The organism is Sulfurihydrogenibium sp. (genome assembly GCF_028276765.1).
Classification (GTDB): Bacteria; Aquificota; Aquificia; order Aquificales; family Hydrogenothermaceae; genus Sulfurihydrogenibium.
Genome location: NZ_JAPYVU010000016.1, coordinates 17,596 through 35,447 on the forward strand (window position 1 = coordinate 17,596; position 17,852 = coordinate 35,447).

16 protein-coding genes and 1 CRISPR repeat array are annotated in these 17,852 nt (G+C 33.8%); of the genes, 15 read left to right on the forward strand and 1 reads right to left on the reverse strand.

What is annotated here, in order from left to right:
- Positions 1-3: 3 nt before the first annotated feature.
- Positions 4-531, reverse strand: coding sequence for a DUF177 domain-containing protein (locus Q0929_RS03985; RefSeq protein ID WP_299228476.1), 528 nt, complete (start codon positions 529-531; stop codon positions 4-6).
- Between the two features lie 41 nt (positions 532-572).
- On the opposite strand from Q0929_RS03985, the gene dcd reads away from it, so the two are divergent.
- The 15 genes from dcd to Q0929_RS04060 all read left to right on the forward strand — a co-directional run bounded on the left by dcd (position 573) and on the right by Q0929_RS04060 (position 15,776).
- Positions 573-1,115: a dCTP deaminase gene (gene dcd, locus Q0929_RS03990; protein ID WP_299228474.1), complete on the forward strand. Its 543-nt coding sequence runs from the start codon at positions 573-575 to the stop codon at positions 1,113-1,115.
- Between the two features lie 406 nt (positions 1,116-1,521).
- On the forward strand, positions 1,522-2,361 hold the full coding sequence (locus tag Q0929_RS03995; RefSeq protein WP_299238277.1) for a hypothetical protein: 840 nt from the start codon (positions 1,522-1,524) through the stop codon (positions 2,359-2,361).
- 52 nt (positions 2,362-2,413) lie between these two features.
- Complete coding sequence (locus tag Q0929_RS04000) at positions 2,414-4,156, forward strand: SBBP repeat-containing protein (RefSeq protein ID WP_299238278.1); 1,743 nt, start codon at positions 2,414-2,416, stop codon at positions 4,154-4,156.
- 453 nt (positions 4,157-4,609) lie between these two features.
- Positions 4,610-6,160, forward strand: a complete 1,551-nt coding sequence (locus tag Q0929_RS04005; RefSeq protein WP_299238279.1) for a 2-isopropylmalate synthase — start codon at positions 4,610-4,612, stop codon at positions 6,158-6,160.
- Positions 6,161-7,468, forward strand: a complete 1,308-nt coding sequence (locus Q0929_RS04010; protein WP_299238280.1) for a M23 family metallopeptidase — start codon at positions 6,161-6,163, stop codon at positions 7,466-7,468.
- On the forward strand, positions 7,465-8,121 hold the full coding sequence (gene fsa, locus Q0929_RS04015; RefSeq protein WP_299238281.1) for a fructose-6-phosphate aldolase: 657 nt from the start codon (positions 7,465-7,467) through the stop codon (positions 8,119-8,121). Before Q0929_RS04010 ends, fsa begins: the two co-directional genes overlap by 4 nt.
- A 1-nt stretch (position 8,122) precedes the next feature.
- The gene (locus Q0929_RS04020; protein WP_299238282.1) at positions 8,123-8,413 is read left to right on the forward strand and encodes a DUF2103 domain-containing protein; all 291 of its coding nucleotides are present in this window, start codon (positions 8,123-8,125) and stop codon (positions 8,411-8,413) included.
- Positions 8,414-8,716: 303 nt separating this feature from the next.
- A complete protein-coding gene (gene dnaA, locus Q0929_RS04025; RefSeq protein ID WP_299238283.1) occupies positions 8,717-10,096 on the forward strand; it encodes a chromosomal replication initiator protein DnaA in 1,380 nt (459 codons plus the stop codon).
- A 256-nt stretch (positions 10,097-10,352) separates the two neighbouring features.
- Positions 10,353-10,781: a protoporphyrinogen oxidase HemJ gene (gene hemJ / locus Q0929_RS04030; protein ID WP_299238284.1), complete on the forward strand. Its 429-nt coding sequence runs from the start codon at positions 10,353-10,355 to the stop codon at positions 10,779-10,781.
- Between the two features lies 1 nt (position 10,782).
- The gene (nadC, locus tag Q0929_RS04035; protein ID WP_299238285.1) at positions 10,783-11,610 is read left to right on the forward strand and encodes a carboxylating nicotinate-nucleotide diphosphorylase; all 828 of its coding nucleotides are present in this window, start codon (positions 10,783-10,785) and stop codon (positions 11,608-11,610) included.
- A 222-nt stretch (positions 11,611-11,832) separates the two neighbouring features.
- Positions 11,833-12,909 (forward strand): 3-isopropylmalate dehydrogenase, encoded by a 1,077-nt coding sequence (leuB, locus tag Q0929_RS04040; RefSeq protein WP_299238286.1) that lies wholly within the window; start codon positions 11,833-11,835, stop codon positions 12,907-12,909.
- Between the two features lie 203 nt (positions 12,910-13,112).
- A complete protein-coding gene (locus tag Q0929_RS04045; protein WP_299238287.1) occupies positions 13,113-13,268 on the forward strand; it encodes a hypothetical protein in 156 nt (51 codons plus the stop codon).
- Positions 13,269-13,271: 3 nt separating this feature from the next.
- The gene (locus Q0929_RS04050) at positions 13,272-14,048 is read left to right on the forward strand and encodes a TonB family protein (RefSeq protein WP_299238288.1); all 777 of its coding nucleotides are present in this window, start codon (positions 13,272-13,274) and stop codon (positions 14,046-14,048) included.
- A gap of 1 nt (position 14,049) precedes the next feature.
- Positions 14,050-15,186: an FIST C-terminal domain-containing protein gene (locus Q0929_RS04055; protein WP_299238289.1), complete on the forward strand. Its 1,137-nt coding sequence runs from the start codon at positions 14,050-14,052 to the stop codon at positions 15,184-15,186.
- A complete protein-coding gene (locus tag Q0929_RS04060) occupies positions 15,183-15,776 on the forward strand; it encodes a GGDEF domain-containing protein (protein ID WP_299238290.1) in 594 nt (197 codons plus the stop codon). Before Q0929_RS04055 ends, Q0929_RS04060 begins: the two co-directional genes overlap by 4 nt.
- Before the next feature lie 797 nt (positions 15,777-16,573).
- Positions 16,574-17,721: a CRISPR direct-repeat array (repeat unit 29 nt; unit sequence GTTCCATCTGAACCGTGTGGGTTATAAAG).
- Positions 17,722-17,852 lie beyond the last annotated feature (131 nt).

The following is a 17,852-nucleotide window of genomic DNA, read 5'->3' on the forward strand; positions in this document are numbered from 1 at the left end:
AATTTAAGATTTAAGAGACTCTAATTTAGCAAAAGGAGACAACTTTCTTCTTATTTTCTCTTCACAATCACACTGAGTAGCGTTCTTATCTGCTCCACAGTAAGGACACAAACCTTTACAATCTTCATTACAAAGTAGCTTCATCGGAGTATTTACAAGGATTTCCTCTCTGATAAAATCATACACATCAAATTTTTCTTCATCTTCTAAGTATTCAGAGTATAACTCAGCCTCTGAAAGTTCCTGATGTTTTGGGTGTTTCTTTGTAAATAAAATACTTTCACTAATATTAAACTTTTGAGAAAATTCAGTTAAACATCTATCACAGTGCATTAAAATAGATGTGTTGAAGATAGCTGTGATAACATAGCCATCCTTGTCTTTAAGTAAATGTAATTTTACAGATACACTTTGCCCTTCTTTTACGATATACTCTTGTGGCAAATCTAACTCGTTCATGGGAATATTAAATTCAAGCTCTTTAAAAGGTTCTTTTTTAAGCTCTTCTTTTAGGTTTAAATATATTTTCAATTTAACTACCTCATAAAAAAATTTTGTTATAATATAGTACAATGATTTTAAATGACAAGACAATTAGAAAATATATAAGCGAAGGTTTACTTGAGATAAATCCTATTGATGACATCCAAATTCAGCCCTCTTCTGTTGATTTAAGGCTTGGAAATGAGTTTTTGATTTATCCAGAAGACATAGAAATAATAGATGTAAGAGACCCTTATTTTTCCAATAGACTTATAAAAGAGATAGCTACAGAAGAAGGGTTTATCATCAAACCAAAACAGTTTGTTCTTGCTACAACGATAGAGTATATAAAACTTCCGGACTTTTTGACTGCATTTGTAGAAGGAAGGTCTTCCTTAGGAAGACTTGGCTTATTTATTGAAAATGCCGGCTGGGTGGATGCTGGATTTGAAGGCAACATAACCTTAGAGTTTTACAATGCAAACAGTATTCCAATAAAAATTTATCCTGGAATGCGAATCTGTCAGCTTGTTTTTGCAAAAATGGAAGATAGGTCGGAAAAACCATATAGAGGTAAGTATCAAGGTCAAAGAGGAACAACAGCATCAAGAATATTCTTAGACAAAGATTAAGGTTTTCGTTGATTAAAGTTAAAAACCATATTTCTGAGCGAAGCAAAAAATCTCCTGTTTTTCTTTTCAAGTCAAAAAATCAAAAAGAGATCCTTCAGCCTTTGGCCTCAGTAAGGCAAGGAAAGGTAAGTTTACAAAAATTTTGGAACATCCCCCAACAGATTTATGATTTATATCATACTTTTTCCAAATAACTAGTTTAAATTTTGTATAAAGATAAAATGATTGTGTATAATATAAATTGACTCTAAAAAATAGCAAAAGAATAACCATTTGAGGGGAATAAAACCTACTTTGTTAAAGTATTCCAGCCATTCTTTGAAGGGGGGTTAGCTGATTGAAGATTATTTTTTAATTGAAAGAGTTAGTTGTATTAAGTGGAAAAATTTTGCATGGAGGTTAAGTCATGTCAAAAAAAGCGTTTTTAACTCTTGCGCTGATTGTAGGCTTGCCGTTTTTAGTTTGGTTTGCAGGCAGTCAATCAACTGCTTTGAGAAGCTTGGCTAAGACAAATCCTTCATCTACTCCTTCAATGCCTTCCAAGGAAGCTGTTTCTGCTAAGCTTGCTACCTTGGAGCGTGGATGGGTTAAAAACGAAGGACAGTGGGATCAAAGAGCTCTCTTTTCTGCTCCGGGATATTTTGGCACTACATGGGTGACTAAGGATGGTGAGCTTTTGCATGTAGCAGTCAAGAAAGAAGAATGTAAAGAAAAAACAGCAAAAATCAAAACATGTCCTACCAAAAGCTGGGTGGTTTCTGAACGCTGGGTAGATGGTAAGGTTCAAGCTATAAAGGGAGAAGAGGAGCTTGGAACAAAAGTAAACTACTTTATAGGCAACGACCCTTCCAAGCACAAATCTGGACTTTCTACTTACAGGTATGTTTCTTTAGGTGAAGTATGGTCTGGAATAGAAGTAAAGCTGAAAGCTACTCAAAAGACAGTAGAAAGGTTATTTTACGTCAAGCCTGGTGCTGACCCTTCTAAAATTCAAGTACAGCTAAATGGTGCAAAAGGTTTAAAGCTTTCCAAGGATGGAGAGATAATTATCAAAACTGATTTGGGAGATTTAAAGCTATCCAAGCCTGTAGCATGGCAGGAAAAAGACGGCAAAAAACTTCCAGTAGAAGTCTCATACAAGCTAATTGATAAAAACCGCTACAGCTTTGTGGTTGCAAAAGCAGACCCAAGCTTGCCTATTGTGATTGACCCAATCTTACAGTCTACATATTTGGGGGGGAAGTGATGGCGATACCGCATACACCCTTACTATTCATCCTACAACAGGTGATATCTATGTGGCGGGAGTTACCTCTTCAACCAACTTTCCTAAAACTACCGGCGGAGCGCAGGGAAGCCTTGGTGGCGGAAGCATCGGTATCGATGCCTTTGTATCAAGACTAAACTCAAACCTTACTCAGATTATCCAGTCTACCTATCTGGGTGGGAGCGATTCCGATTTTGCCACTACCATTGCTATTCATCCTTCAACGGGTGATATTTATGTAGCAGGATGGACTGATTCAAGCGACTTTCCTAAAACTACCGGTGGAGCACAGGGAAGTTATGCAGGCAATAGCGATGCTTTCGTTGCAAGACTAAACTCAAACCTTACTCAAATCATTCAGTCTACCTATTTAGGTGGAAGTAAGGATGATTGGATCAATGAGCTTATCATTCATCCCGCAACGGGTGATATCTACGTAGTAGGAGGAACTGAATCCACTAATTTCCCCAACACTACCGGTGGAGCACAGGGAAGTTATGGTGGAGGCGTTAACGACGCTTTCGTTGCAAGATTAAATTCAAATCTTACTCAAATCATCCAGTCTACCTATTTAGGTGGAAGTAAGATTGATGTGGTCGGCTCCCTTGCTATTCACCCTTCAACTGGTGATATTTATGTAGCAGGTTACACTAATTCTACCGATCTTCTCGCCACTGGAGCACAGAAAAGTAATGCTGGCAATAATGATGCTTTCGTTACAAGATTAAACTCTAATCTTACTCAAATCATCCAGTCTACCTATTTAGGTGGAAGCAATGATGATATGGCTCTTGCCCTTGCTATTCACCCTTCAACCGGTGATATCTATATAACAGGAAAGACTAGCTCAACCAACCTTCCTAATACTACTGGTGGAGTACAGGGAAGCTTTGGTGGTGGAGATTATGACGCTTTCGTTGCAAGACTAAACTCAAACCTTACTCAGATTATCCAGTCTACTTACCTGGGAGGAAGCGATAAAGATAAGACTGATACCATTGCTATTCATCCTTCAACGGGTGATATTTATGTAGCAGGATGGACTGATTCAAGCGACTTTCCTAAAACTACCGGTGGAGCACAGGGAAGTTATGCAGGCAATAGCGATGCTTTCGTTGCAAGACTAAACTCAAACCTTACTCAAATCATTCAGTCTACCTACCTAGGTGGAAGCAATAATGATTGGGCTAATGCTCTTGCTATTCATCCTTCAACTGGTGATATCTATGTAGTAGGAGGAACTTATTCCACCGACTTTCCTAATACTTCTGGCGGGGCACAGGGAAGCTTGGGCGGTCGCTATGACGCCTTTGTGGCAAGATTGTCTGCTGGTTTGACGTCTGGCTACATTCTGTTCATTAGTCCAAAACCTACAAACGGAAATGTTGCATCAAGCCCTGGGGGTATAAACTGTGGCTCCGGTGGCTCTGCATGCTCTATAGACTTCTCAGGTACAGTAGCACTGACCGCTACACCAAACACTGGCTATACCTTTGCAGGATGGACTGGTGATTGCTCTGGTTGTGGCACCAATACAACATGCAGCATAAACATCACCGCTAACAAAACATGCTCCGCTAACTTTACAGCAAGCAATAGTGGCGGTGGTTCTGGTAGCGGCTCTGGTACTGGCAGTGGTAGCACTTCTGGTGGTGGCGGTGGCGGATGTTCTATGGTTGGCTCCGTATCTCCTATGACAGGCCTGTGGAACATCTTTACATGGCTACTTGTCCCAACCTACGTGTTAGCAAGAAGAATAAGAAGAATGAAATAAAACCCTTAGAGTGTCCCCCTTTTCGGGGGGCCTTTGATAAAATCTTTTTGTTGAAAAAAATTAATTAACTATCATTTACGCTATAACAGCAATTCATGAATTGTCTCTAACTTTTACTTTCTTAAAAAAAGAAATTCTTCGAACTAAAGCCCCCATGATGACCGTCAAAGATAAACTTAAAACTTACTAAAATTTTACAGCACTTTCTAAATAGAGACTATTCCTAAAATCCACATTGTCATTCTGAGCGAAGCGAAGAATCTCATTTATTCTTATTTTAAAAAGAGGAGATCCTTCAGCTTACAGCTTCAGGATGACACGAAAAGGTAAGCTTACGAGAATTTTGGAACAGTTTTGCACTCTCCATAGCGCATTTTTCTTGAATTTCTTATTATGTTATCATATTTTATCTTTTATTAATAATGCTTTTTTATAACTTTATGGAGGATCAAAATGGAAAAGTTAATTATATTTGATACAACTTTAAGAGATGGTGAACAAGCACCTGGTTTCTCAATGACAGTTGAAGAAAAAGTAAAGATGGCTTTACAGCTTGAAAAACTCGGCGTTGATGTTATTGAGGCTGGTTTTGCTGCTGCATCTGAAGGAGATTTTGAAGCTATTAAAAGAGTTGCCCAGGAAGTAAAAAATGCAAAAGTTTGCTCCTTGGCAAGGGCATTAGAGTCAGACATAGAAAAAGCAGGAGAAGCCCTATCTCCAGCAGAAAACAGAAGAATTCATACATTTATAGCAACATCTCCTATTCATATGCAGTATAAGTTAAGAATGAAGCCGGAGGAAGTTTTAGAAAGAGCTGTAAAAGCAATAAAGTATGCTTTAAAATTTACAGATGATGTTGAATTTTCTGCGGAAGATGCTTTTAGGTCTGAAAGAGAATTTTTGTATAGAGTTTTTGAAGCTGTTATAGATGCAGGAGCTAAGACGATAAATGTTCCTGATACTGTTGGTTATGCTATTCCGGAAGAGTTTGGAAAGTTGATAGCAGATATTAAAAATAACGTCCCAAATATAGATAAGGCTGTAATTAGCGTTCACTGTCATAACGATTTAGGATTAGCGGTTGCAAACTCCCTCTCTGCTGTAAAAAATGGAGCAAGACAGGTTCACGCAACTATAAATGGAATTGGTGAAAGGGCTGGTAATGCTGCACTTGAAGAAGTTGTAATGGCTATAAAAGTAAGACATGATTACTTTAAAGATGTTTATACAACTATAAACACAAAAGAAATTTACAAGACAAGTAGATTATTATGCAGAATTACAGGAAGTTTTGTGCAACCAAACAAAGCAATCGTTGGAGATAATGCTTTTGCCCACGAAGCAGGTATACATCAACATGGAATTCTTGCACATAGAGAAACTTATGAAATAATGAGAGCTGAGGATGTAGGTGTACCAAAATCTAAAATTGTTCTTGGAAAACACTCCGGAAGACATGCATTTAAAGCAAGATTGGAAGAGCTTGGCTATACAACCTTATCAGAAAGTGAAATAGACACATTGTTCCAAAAGTTTAAAAAACTAGCAGACAAGAAAAAAGAAGTATTTGATGAAGATATAGAAGCTTTAATCTTAGAAGAGTTTTCAGAGTTTGACCAAGAGGCAAAACTAAAATACTTCCATGTAATCAGCGGTGATAACGTTATTCCAACTGCGACTGTAAAGATAGAAAAGGAAGGGCAAGAGGTAATCTCAACCGCATGCGGAGATGGTCCGATAGACTGTGCATTCAATGCTTTGGAAAAAGCTTTAAACATAAAAGGAAAGCTTATGGACTACACTATCAGGTCTTTAAGCTCAGGTAAAGATGCAATGGGTGAAGTGAGAGTTATTGTCAGATTCGAAGATTCTGAGCACATAGCCTCCGGAAAAGGAACATCTACAGACATAATAGAAGCAAGCATTAAAGCCTACATAGATGCTTACAACAAATACATAGCAAGAAAATCTTTCTTAACAAGACAAATAAATGAAGGAGTGTAGATGAAAAAAAGCTTATTTTTAATCCTACTTATTTTAATAGGGTTTATTATTTTATTCATCTTAGGAAAAATAAACTTTTCAAAGCCTGAGATTACAGTACTGAATAAAACCCTGTCTTTGGGAGAGAATGCTGTTATATCAGTTAAAGCCTCAGACGATAAGCCGGGTATAAGAGATTTAAAGGTATATATTTCACAAAATAATCATAAAATTAAAGTTTTTGAACAAAGTATGGATAATCAAAAAGAGGTATTTTTAAATGTAAATATTAAACCCAAGAGTCTTGGCTTGATTGAAGGAGATGCTGTTTTAGAGATAGAAGCAAGAGATGGTTCCGTACTTAAAAATACAAAAGTATTGACAAAAGATGTTAAAATTGATTTTACACCACCTTCAATTTCTATATTAGCATTCACTCAAAACTTAATAAACGGCGGAACAGGTTTTGTATTTGCTAAATCGTCCGAAGACTTAAAATCTTTAAACATAAAGATAGAAAATCTTAGTTTTAAATGTTTAAACTTAAATAACACTTATGTATGTCCTTTTAGCCTCCCTTATTTTTATAATGATAAAAAACCTATCTATTTAGAAGCATTAGACAATGCAGATAATAAAACAGTAAATTCAATTCCTTACAATTTCAAAAAAGTAAATTACTCACAATCCACTTTAGATATTGATGATAATTTTATAGACACAAAAATAAAGCCACTTTCAGATAAAGACATTCCGGATAAAATTGAATTGTTCAAGTATGTTAATACCGTTATAAGAAACAAAAATGAAAGCCTTATCCATAAGATTGCAAGTGAATGTAAAAATGTGTATCCGATGTTTGAAGGAGAGTTTATATATTTAGAAAATGCTGCAAAGCTTGGCGGTTTTGCTGATTATAGAAAATACAGATATAACGGTAAAATCATTGAAGGAGCAGATGCTTATCATAAAGGGTTTGATTTTGCGTCTGTAAAAAATGCACCGGTTAAAGCATCTAACAACGGAAAAGTTGTTTTTACTGGATTTTTGGGTATATATGGCAATAGTATAATTATTGACCATGGTCTTTGTGTTTATACGTTATACTCTCATTTAAGTGAAATTGCAGTTAAAGAAGGTAAAACAGTAAAAAAAGGTCAGTATATAGGAAAAACAGGAACGACAGGATTGGCTGTAGGAGACCATTTACATTACGGAGTTTTGGTTAACGGAATAGAGGTTAATCCGGTAGAATGGTTTGATATTAACTGGCTAAACACAAGATTTTATGAAAATTACAAAAACATAATAGGAGGTAATAATAAATGAAGTTTTTCATCGATACAGCAGATGTGAATGAAATTAGAGAAGCAAACAGATTACATTTTCTTGATGGAGTAACAACTAATCCAACATTAATCGCAAAGGTTAAAAAACCATTTTGGGATGTGGTAAAAGGCATATTGGCAGAAGTGCCGGATAGACCAGTTAGCTTGGAAGTTGCAAGCACAGATGCAGAAGGCATGATTAAAGAAGGCGAAAAGCTTGCAGAACTTGGTAAAAATGTTGTTATCAAGATTCCAATGACGCCGGAAGGTTTAAAGGCGGTAAGTTACTTTGAAAGTAAAGGAATAAAGACTAACGTTACATTGGTATTCTCTCCAGCCCAAGCTTTATTAGCTATGAAGGTTGGAGCATCTTATATATCTCCTTTTGTAGGCAGATTGGATGATATTAGCCATACCGGTATGGATTTAATAAGACAAATCAAGCAAATCAAAGATAATTATAATTTTAAATCTGAAATTATTGTAGCATCTGTCAGAAATCCTGTTCATGTAATAGAATCCGCAATGATTGGAGCAGATATAGCAACAATTCCATACAGTGTAATTGCACAACTGGCCAAACATCCACTTACAGATATTGGCTTAGAAAGATTTTTAAAAGATTGGGAAAGCGTTCCAGAAAAACCATTCTAAAATGAAATACAGAAAAAAAGGCGTAAAAAGAGAACACTCTATCATTGAGGATTTTGAAAAGGACTTGCAGGCTCTGGTAGAAATGGGGCTTGCTAAGTCCGTAATACCAGGAAGAATATACACAAGTCCAAAGGCTCAAAAAGGGGATAAAATTATAAAATATCAGTATGACACTGAAACAGGTGCAAAGTTATTGCTAAAAAAAGGGTCAACAGTCCAAGAAGCGTTTGTCATTACAGATAAAAGACAAGAGTTAAGAGATTATCTTTCAAACCTGGGGCATGAAACATAAGAAGTGAAACGTTTTTCTGTTACGGCTTAAGGGTGTTTCTAAATTTTCGTAAGCTTACCTTTCCGTGTCATCCTGAAAGACTTTAGTCTGAAGAGTGTTTTAAGTCGTTAAATTTTCTTAATGAAATAAACAAGATTTTTCAAGTAAAAATCAACCAAGTCTTTGTTAAACTTATATTTTTTCCAAATTATATAATTTTATTTATTCTATCACAAAAATTTTAAAAGTCAAATAAAAAAATTTTTAAAATCTATCCAAAGGGAAATATAATGGATATCCCTAAAACGAATAAAGGAGTGGAGAATGGATTTGAGTAAAAATAATGCTGAAAATATTTCAAACGTCAACATTACCGAGTCTAAACTTTGGCAATCTATTTTATATGACCTAAAGGGAAAAATTGATAACACATCGTATACAATACTAAATTCTCTTGAAGAGGTATACTACAACGAAGGAAATATATATATCTATACTCCAGACAACATTTACAAAAGTTGGATAGAGACAGAAATGTTAGAAAATATAGAAATTTCAGCGAATAAAGTTGTTGGGAGAAACGTAAAAATCCATGTTATTTCTTTAAAGGATAACTCTCTAAAAAAAGCAAAGAAAGACAAGAGTTTAAAAAACTTTGAAGAAGCAGATTTTTACCAATATTTATCATTAAATCCAAAATATACTTTTGATAATCTTGTGGTTGGAAATAATAATAAAGTTGCATTTCAAGCTTGTTTAGCTGCTGCAGAAAATTTAGGAAAAATTTATAATCCACTTTTTATTTACGGAGATGTTGGACTTGGTAAAACTCATTTATTACAGGGAACAGCTTATTATATCCTTGCAAAAAACTCAACAGCAAAAATCATTTACACAACAGCAGACACGTTTGCTTCTGAGCTCTTTTCATACTTAGAAAAAGGAATGATTTTAGAGTTTAGGAAAAAGTACAGAGAAGTAGACCTTCTACTTATTGACGATATACAATTTTTAGTTGGAAAGGAAAGAACACAAATAGAGTTCTATCATATTTTTAACGTTTTATACAGCCTTGGAAAACAGATCATTTTATCCTCAGACCAACCACCTTCTAAATTAAACGGAATAGAAAAAAGATTGATAAGCAGATTTAGCAGTGGGTTAATTGTTGAAATAACCAAGCCGGATTTAGAAACAAAGATTAACATAACACTAAAGAAAATGAAAGAATTAAACATAGAGTTCTCAAGGGATGTAGTTCTATTTATTGCAAAAACAGTAAATACAAGCGTTAGAGAACTGGAAGGTTCGATAAAAAGGTTGAAAGTTTACAGCGAAATAATGGGCAGACCAATAACTTTAGACGTTGCAAGAACTATATTAAAAGATGTATTAGAAGCAAATGAAGTACAGCCGTTAACTGTAGAGAGAATTCAAAATGAAGTATGTAATTATTTCAATATTGATATAAAAGAAATAGTTGGAAGCTCAAGAGATAAAAAATCTGTACTTGCAAGACAGATAGCAATATACTTGTCAAAAGAGTTAACTAATGAATCATTATCTTCAATAGCAAGACATTTTCATAGAAAAGACCATACAACAATTTTAAACGCTGCAAATAAAATAAAGGAAATGATAGAAAAAGATAGAAAGCTAAAATATACTGTAGATTTGATTAAAGATAAGTTGCTTACTTTATGACTGTATTACAGAAAATTTAGAACTGTTAGCTATTTTTTTACAAAATTTCAACGTTTTCTAAAGGAGTAACGCCTCCGTTTACAAAAATCAACATTGTCATTCTGCAGCCGGTAAAGAATCTCCATCCATTTTCTCTTACTCATTCATTACAACGGCAATTCATTAACTACTTATGCAAAGATAAACCTACAAAAGTTTTTACAGTGCTTTTTTGATATTATATAATAGATAAACAAACACACTTAGGAGTTTGCGAATGTATCTATGGATAAAAGCTATACATATAATCTTTATGGTTTCTTGGATGGCGGTTTTATTTTATCTGCCAAGGCTTTTTGTCTATCATGCAGAAAACAAAGATAATAAAGAGTTTGTTAAGATTGTTAAGATAATGGAAAAGAGACTTTTTTATGTAATCGGAATTCCGGCGTTTGTCATTACTCTAATTACAGGCTTAAGCATGATATTTATGAACCCTGGGCTTTTTAAATCCGGCGGATGGCTTCATGCAAAGCTAACATTAGTGGCGATTTTGATAGCTTATTTCTTTCATAATGAATATGTTAGAAGAAGGTTTGAAAAAGATGCATGCGATAAATCCGGCAAATTTTTCAGAATATACAACGAAATACCAACAGTATTGTTAATTTTAATAGTGATTTTAGTAATTGTGAGACCGTTCTAAGATGCTGGACAAAAATTTCGTAAGAAAAAAGCTTTTAGAGTTTTTAGAAGAAGATATAGGACACCGGGATATAACAACAGATAGTTTAGATACAGATAGATATATAGAAGCTTACATGATTGCAAAAGAAGAAGGAGTATTAGCCGGAATTGAGTTTGCAAAGGAAGTTTATAATTTGGTAGGTGGTTGTAAGCTTGAAAATTTTGTAAAAGATGGAGCGTCCATAAAAAAAGGAGACATTTTAGCTATAGTCTATGGCAGTGGTAAAAGCATTTTAAAAGCTGAAAGATTAAGCTTAAACATCGTTCAAAGACTTTCCGGAATAGCAACCTTAACAAACAAATACGTAGAAAAAATAAAAGATACAGGTGTTAAACTACTGGACACAAGAAAAACGACCCCAGGATTTAGAGCCTTTGAAAAGTACGCTGTAAAAGTTGGTGGTGGAGATAATCACAGATTTGCACTTTATGACATGGTAATGATAAAAGATAATCATATAGCTTTAGCCGGTTCAATAACAGAAGCAGTAAATCAGATTAAAAAGAAAGTCTCACCGATGGTTAAGATAGAAGTTGAAGTTTCAAACTTTGACCAGCTTGAAGAAGCATTAAAAAATCCTGTTGATGTTATCATGCTTGATAACATGTCTGCTGAAGATGTAAAAAAAGCAGTAAAACTTATTAATAAGTCAAAGCTTGTTGAAGTATCCGGAAATATAACAATAGAAAATATAAGAGATTATGCATTAGCAGGACCGGATTTTATATCAACCGGAGCAGTAATTCATTCTGCCAAATGGCTTGATATTAGTTTAAAATTTAAATAAAGTAGGAGGATGTATATACCTTGGGGTGAGAAATTAGTGGTTTTATAGAATTTAAAAAAAGAGATCCTTCGGCCTTACGGCCTCAGGATGACAGAGAAAGTGGAAGCATGTTAACAATTACCTTATTTGTCATTCTGAGCGAAGCGAAGAATCTCATACTTTTATTGAATTTTTAGCCCTAGGCATATTAGTTTAAAATTTAAATAAAGTAGGAGGATTTATATGAAAAAACATTTTAAAATTGCAGTTTTACCCGGTGATGGAATTGGACCGGAGATTATTGACTCAGCATTAAAAGTTCTTGATGTAGTAGCTAAAAAATATGGATTAACTTTTGAGTACAAATTTGGGCTTGTTGGTGGTGCTGCTATTGATGAGACAGGAAACCCATTACCACCGGAAACATTAAAGATATGTAAAGAAAGCGATGCAATTTTATTTGGTGCTGTAGGTGGTGAAAAATGGGACAACTTACCAACAGACAAAAGACCTGAGAAAGGATTGCTAAGAATCAGAAAAGAACTTGAGCTTTTTGCAAACATAAGACCGGCAAAATCATACGAACCTTTATTAGATGCTTCACCGCTCAAGCCAGAAATTATTAAAGGGGTTGATTTAGTAGTTTTAAGAGAGTTAACAGGGGATGTTTACTTTGGAGAACCAAGAGGAAGAGAAATTAGAAATGGTGAAAGAGTTGGCTATAACACAATGATTTATTATGAACACGAAGTCAAAAGAATTGCTAAGCTTGCTTTTGAACTTGCAAGAAATAGAAGAAAGAAAGTTACAAGCGTAGATAAAGCAAACGTTTTAGAAGTCAGCGGATTATGGAGAGAAGTGGTAAACGAAGTTCATGCTGACTATGCAGATGTAGAACTTGAGCATATGTATGTAGATAACTGTGCTATGCAGCTTATCAGAAGGCCAAAAGATTTTGACGTGATAGTAACCGGAAACATTTTTGGAGATATTATATCTGATGAAGCCGGAGCTTTAACCGGCAGTCTTGGAATGCTTCCATCTGCAAGCATTGGAGAAAGATATGCATTTTATGAGCCAATCCACGGTTCAGCACCGGATATAGCAGGAAAAGGAATTGCAAATCCAATAGCAACAATCTTATCTGCAGCAATGATGCTTGAAATAACATGTAAAGTTCCAGAAGCTGCAAGAGACATAGAAAGGGCAATAGAAAAAGTTCTTGAAGATGGATACAGAACAGGCGATATCTGGTCTCCCGGTACTAAAAGAGTAAACACTGCTGAGATGACAGAAGAAATAATTAAGAGAATAGGATAAATTACTTTTGTCCGTCATCCTGAGGCTGCAAAGCCAAAGGATCTCTTTTTTAATGTTATTTGAAAGGAATAAAGAGAAAAGAGGAGATTCTTCGCTATGCTCAGAATGACGCCGCTTAGGAGTTTTTGTCAGTAAACAACAAACTGAAGAATTTTATAATTTTTTCCAAACTAACAGGACTTATACACAAAGAGGATTAGGTAATGAATGACGTAGATTTTATAAAACTTGTAATAATCCTTATCGTAGCATATTTAGTAATGAAATTAGTTGGTCTTGCTTTTAGAATCATTATAAAATTATTGATATTTATCGGAGTTTTGTATTTAATATTTCATTACTTAACCACACACGGCTAAAGTATGCAAAACTCATTATACGAAGACAGGAAAATTTTAATAGTTGGAATTCAGGTATCGTTAATAATTCACATTACCTTATACATTTTTCTAAAAATCGTTCCATTTCCGACTTTAAGTATAGATACTCAAAAACCCATTGAGATTAAAATTGAGGAAATAAGAAAAGAGATAGAAAAAGTAGAAGTCAAAAAAATACCGGTTCAGACAAAAAAAGAAGAAGTAAAAGTTAAAAATCCTATTGTAAATAAAGAGAAAAAAGATCTTCCGGTTAACAAGCCTCAAGTAAATCAAATAGAGAAAAAAGAGATTGTATCAAAAGCAACGCCGGCAGAAAAAATTCAAGATAAACATCAAGAATCTCATATAAAAAAAGAAACATTAAAGATTGAAGATGAAAATCTAAAACTTTTAAGCCAGATTGGTAAAAATCCGGAAGGGTCTGGGGTACAAAAATCAAACCAAGAAGAAAGTCTATCTTTTGGGCAAAAATTATCAGATATAGACAAATCAGTAGAAGGAACGGCATTAAGCAGAAGTTTATTATATAAGCCACCTCCACCAAAGCTTACGTCATCCATATCACAGCCATCAGTAAAAGCCAAAATATGGATTAGCCCATCCGGAAACGTTGAAAAAGTGGAATTAATCAATATTACAGGAGATACAGAGATAGATACAGCTGTTATAAAATATTTAAAAAAATGGAAATTTAATCCGATAAGTGCAAATGAAACCCAATGGGCTATTGTGATGGTAAGATTTGGAAAAGGGGAGTAAGATGATAGTAGAAGTTTTTTCTTCAAGCAAAAAATCTTTTTTCTTTGCTCTTAAAGAATTAAAGGACAAGATAGATAAAAGATTTGATAGTTATGATTTTCTGATTTTTTCTATCCATCCAAAATATGGCTATAAAGATTTGCCTTACTTAATAGAAAAGATATTTCAAACAAATAATTATGCCGGCTTTCATGCTGTTAATGCTTTTGAAAATGAAAATATAGTTGATGGAGTTGTTGTAGCGGTAATAAAGTTTGAAAAAGAAGGAAAAATAAATCTTTTTTATGTAGAAGATATTGATAAAGAAGATGTATTAGAGAAAACTTCAAACTATCTAAATGCTTTTAAGGATAAGCTTCATGTGATAATTGGTGGTTTCTGTGAAGAAAAATTTGGACTTTTTATTGAAAAACTTTCAGAAAATCTAAATTATTGGCCTATAAAGAATATAATTGGTGGCATATCTTCTGGAAATAAAGAAAATAACGAAGTGTTAACCTATCAGTTTGTAGATAATACAGTGATAAAAAATGGTTTTTTTATTCTTACATTTGATAATGTAAACTATAACATTGGCGTAGCTCTTGGTTTTAAACCCTATGGAATTACTTATGAAATTAAAAAAGCCGATGGATACAAACTTTACACTGTTGATGATGGTAAAAATTTTTCTTACATAGTTCAAAACTTTTTGGGAAATTTTGAAAATCCAGATATCAAATATCTATGGTATTGTCCAATAAATATTCTTGATGAAGAAGATGGCTATGTTGCAACTTTAAGAACGTTTAAAGAAGTCAGTAAAGATTATGTAGAGTTTTTCGGACAAATAAAAGAAGGGCAACATTTTAAACTATCCTTTGCAACGCCGGATGAACTTCTTGAAGAAGATCTAAAAATTGCAAAACAGATTAAAAGTATTATAAATCATCCAGATTTTGCAGTTAATTTTTCATGTATAGCAAGGCAGTATGTTCTTGAAGATAAACAAAACCAAGAACCAGAAATTTATACGTCAGTATTAAACTGTCCATTGTTTGGATTTTTTACATTTGGAGAAATAGGACCTGACAAATATTATAAAAAGCTAAAACTTTATAACGAAACTTCATTACTTTTGGCGGTGAAAGAAAGATGAGGGAAGAAGTAAAAATAAAAATTCTCCAAAGCTTACTTAATGAAGTTACTAAAAAATACGATTATTTTATAGCTAACAGAGAAAGAGTCTATAAAGAAACATATGAAATGGCAGTAAAAGATTCTTTAACAGGTCTATACAATAGACAGTATTTTGAAGATTTTGTAGTTAAGTCAATTAAAAAAGGATTAAGAGAAAATAGAGATTTTTCAGTAATATTTATAGACCTTGATAATTTTAAACCAATCAATGATAATTATGGGCATGCCAAAGGAGATGAGGTTCTTAAAAAGGTTGCAGAATTATTTAAACAAACATTCAGAGATTATGATATTATCGCAAGAATTGGCGGTGATGAGTTTGTTGTAGTTATTGAAAATCTTTCAAATAAAGACAGAATTGAAGAAGTTAGAAAAGTTTTTGAAGAAGCTTTTAAAGATTTCAATCTTTCTTTCAGCTATGGAGTAGTCAATTTAAAAGAAATAGAGCCAGAGAGTTTAAATGAAGAAGAAATTTTAAATTTTATGCTAATCTTAGCTGATAGGAGAATGTATGAAGAGAAAATGGAAAGGAAAAGATGGAGGAAGTAATCAATGAAACTGCTTGTAAAAATCAAGGTTGTTATTCTGTAGCTGTGCGAAGAATCTTATTTTTGTTCTTTTCTTCCTTTCAAATAACAATAAAAGAGGAGATCCTTCGGCTTACAGCCTTAGAATGACACGAAAAGGCAAGCTTACGAGAATTTTGGAACACTCTTGTTTTTTCTACTTGACAGGTAGAAAATTTTTTGTATATTATTAGCTTTTTAATTTTTTAACTGAATCTTGGCAATTGAATAGGTAATCTGCACAAGCTTGTTTAACGTGAGACGTGAAACGTGAGATGTGAGACGTTGGAGTTTGGTTTATCAATTATTTAGTGATTTTTATCTGATTGATTGATAACTTAGTGAGATGATTTAGAAGTCATTAAAGCTAAAGTATTGATAATGTGATTTTATTTTTTGATGTTTGATTTAAGCTTGTGTAGTGATAGTTTAGAATGGATTTTTTAAAAAGTAGTTGTAAGTGCTTGTTGAAATAGATTTTTTAATTTTGAATTCTTTAATGCTTAATTTTTTGAAGATTTGTAATTTTTTATTTTAAAATTTTTTGAGATCGGGAAGTTAAGGAGTGGTATTTGCAGCGAGCTTCTGAGTTTGTGGTTTTCAGCGGTTGGCTTGTGATGGGATGTTAAAGGATAAAATATAATAATATATTTTCTGTATATCGAGGTTTGCTGCAAAAAACTTCAACTTGCAGGTTTTTTAAATATTTGGTATAATAGTTATAAAAATATTGATAGAGTAGGTTGTGAGCGATTTTATTTTTGAGTTAAAAGTTAACGGGTTCCATCTGAACCGTGTGGGTTATAAAGTCTCATCGCTAAGTCTATCTATCAACACAAACCTGCTTGTTCCATCTGAACCGTGTGGGTTATAAAGATTTGACAGTTCTTGTTCGGGTGGTTCTTGTTCTTTTCGTTCCATCTGAACCGTGTGGGTTATAAAGTCGGTAATACTTGCTCTGGCATTACAATAGCTTCTCTGTTCCATCTGAACCGTGTGGGTTATAAAGTTACTAAGCATGGTACTAGGATTATTTTTTCTTGGAGTTCCATCTGAACCGTGTGGGTTATAAAGGCTATAGAGTTTAGTATGGTTATTTGTTTTTCTAGGTGTTCCATCTGAACCGTGTGGGTTATAAAGAAGATAAAGGTGAGTGAACTTGTGTATTCCATTTTTTGTTCCATCTGAACCGTGTGGGTTATAAAGAATAGCTTCCTTTTTGGCATTTTTAAGGTTTTTATTTGTTCCATCTGAACCGTGTGGGTTATAAAGGTTTTGGTAAAAACCTCTTGAGAACAAAAAAAACAGTGTTCCATCTGAACCGTGTGGGTTATAAAGTTAAGGTATAACGCACTTGATACAGCCTTCGCAAGCTGTTCCATCTGAACCGTGTGGGTTATAAAGAAAGGATTGCTAAGTCTTTTATGAAGTATAAGATAAGTTACATCTGAACCGTGTGGGTTATAAAGCATAAAATAAAGCTAAAAATTGATATAAAAACGATTGTTACATCTGAACCGTGTGGGTTAGAAAGTATCAATTTTCAACCAAGACATACAACTTAACACCAGTTACATCTGAACCGTGTGGGTTAGAAAGGATTATCTCGGACGGAAATTTTCTATTGATAGAAAAGTTACATCTGAACCGTGTGGGTTATAAAGAGTTTTCGTCTGAGTTTGGAGAAGATGTAAAGTATTCGTTACATCTGAACCGTGTGGGTTATAAAGACACTGCAAGAGTATTATTATCTTTGAGAACTGTCAACGTTACATCTGAACCGTGTGGGTTATAAAGATGTTGTCTTGCCGCTACCGTCTATACCTTCTAATAGTTACATCTGAACCGTGTGGGTTATAAAGCCATCTTCTTTACCTCCTTAAAAATTTTTATTTACACGTTACATCTGAACCGTATGGATTATAAAGTGATTATATGCTTTGTCCAATAATAGAAAATCATAGAATAGTCTATTTTTTTCTGCATACGTTTTATTGCTTTTCTTTAATTAATTATACACTACGCTAATAATTATTCATTGTTAAAAACCTATTAATAA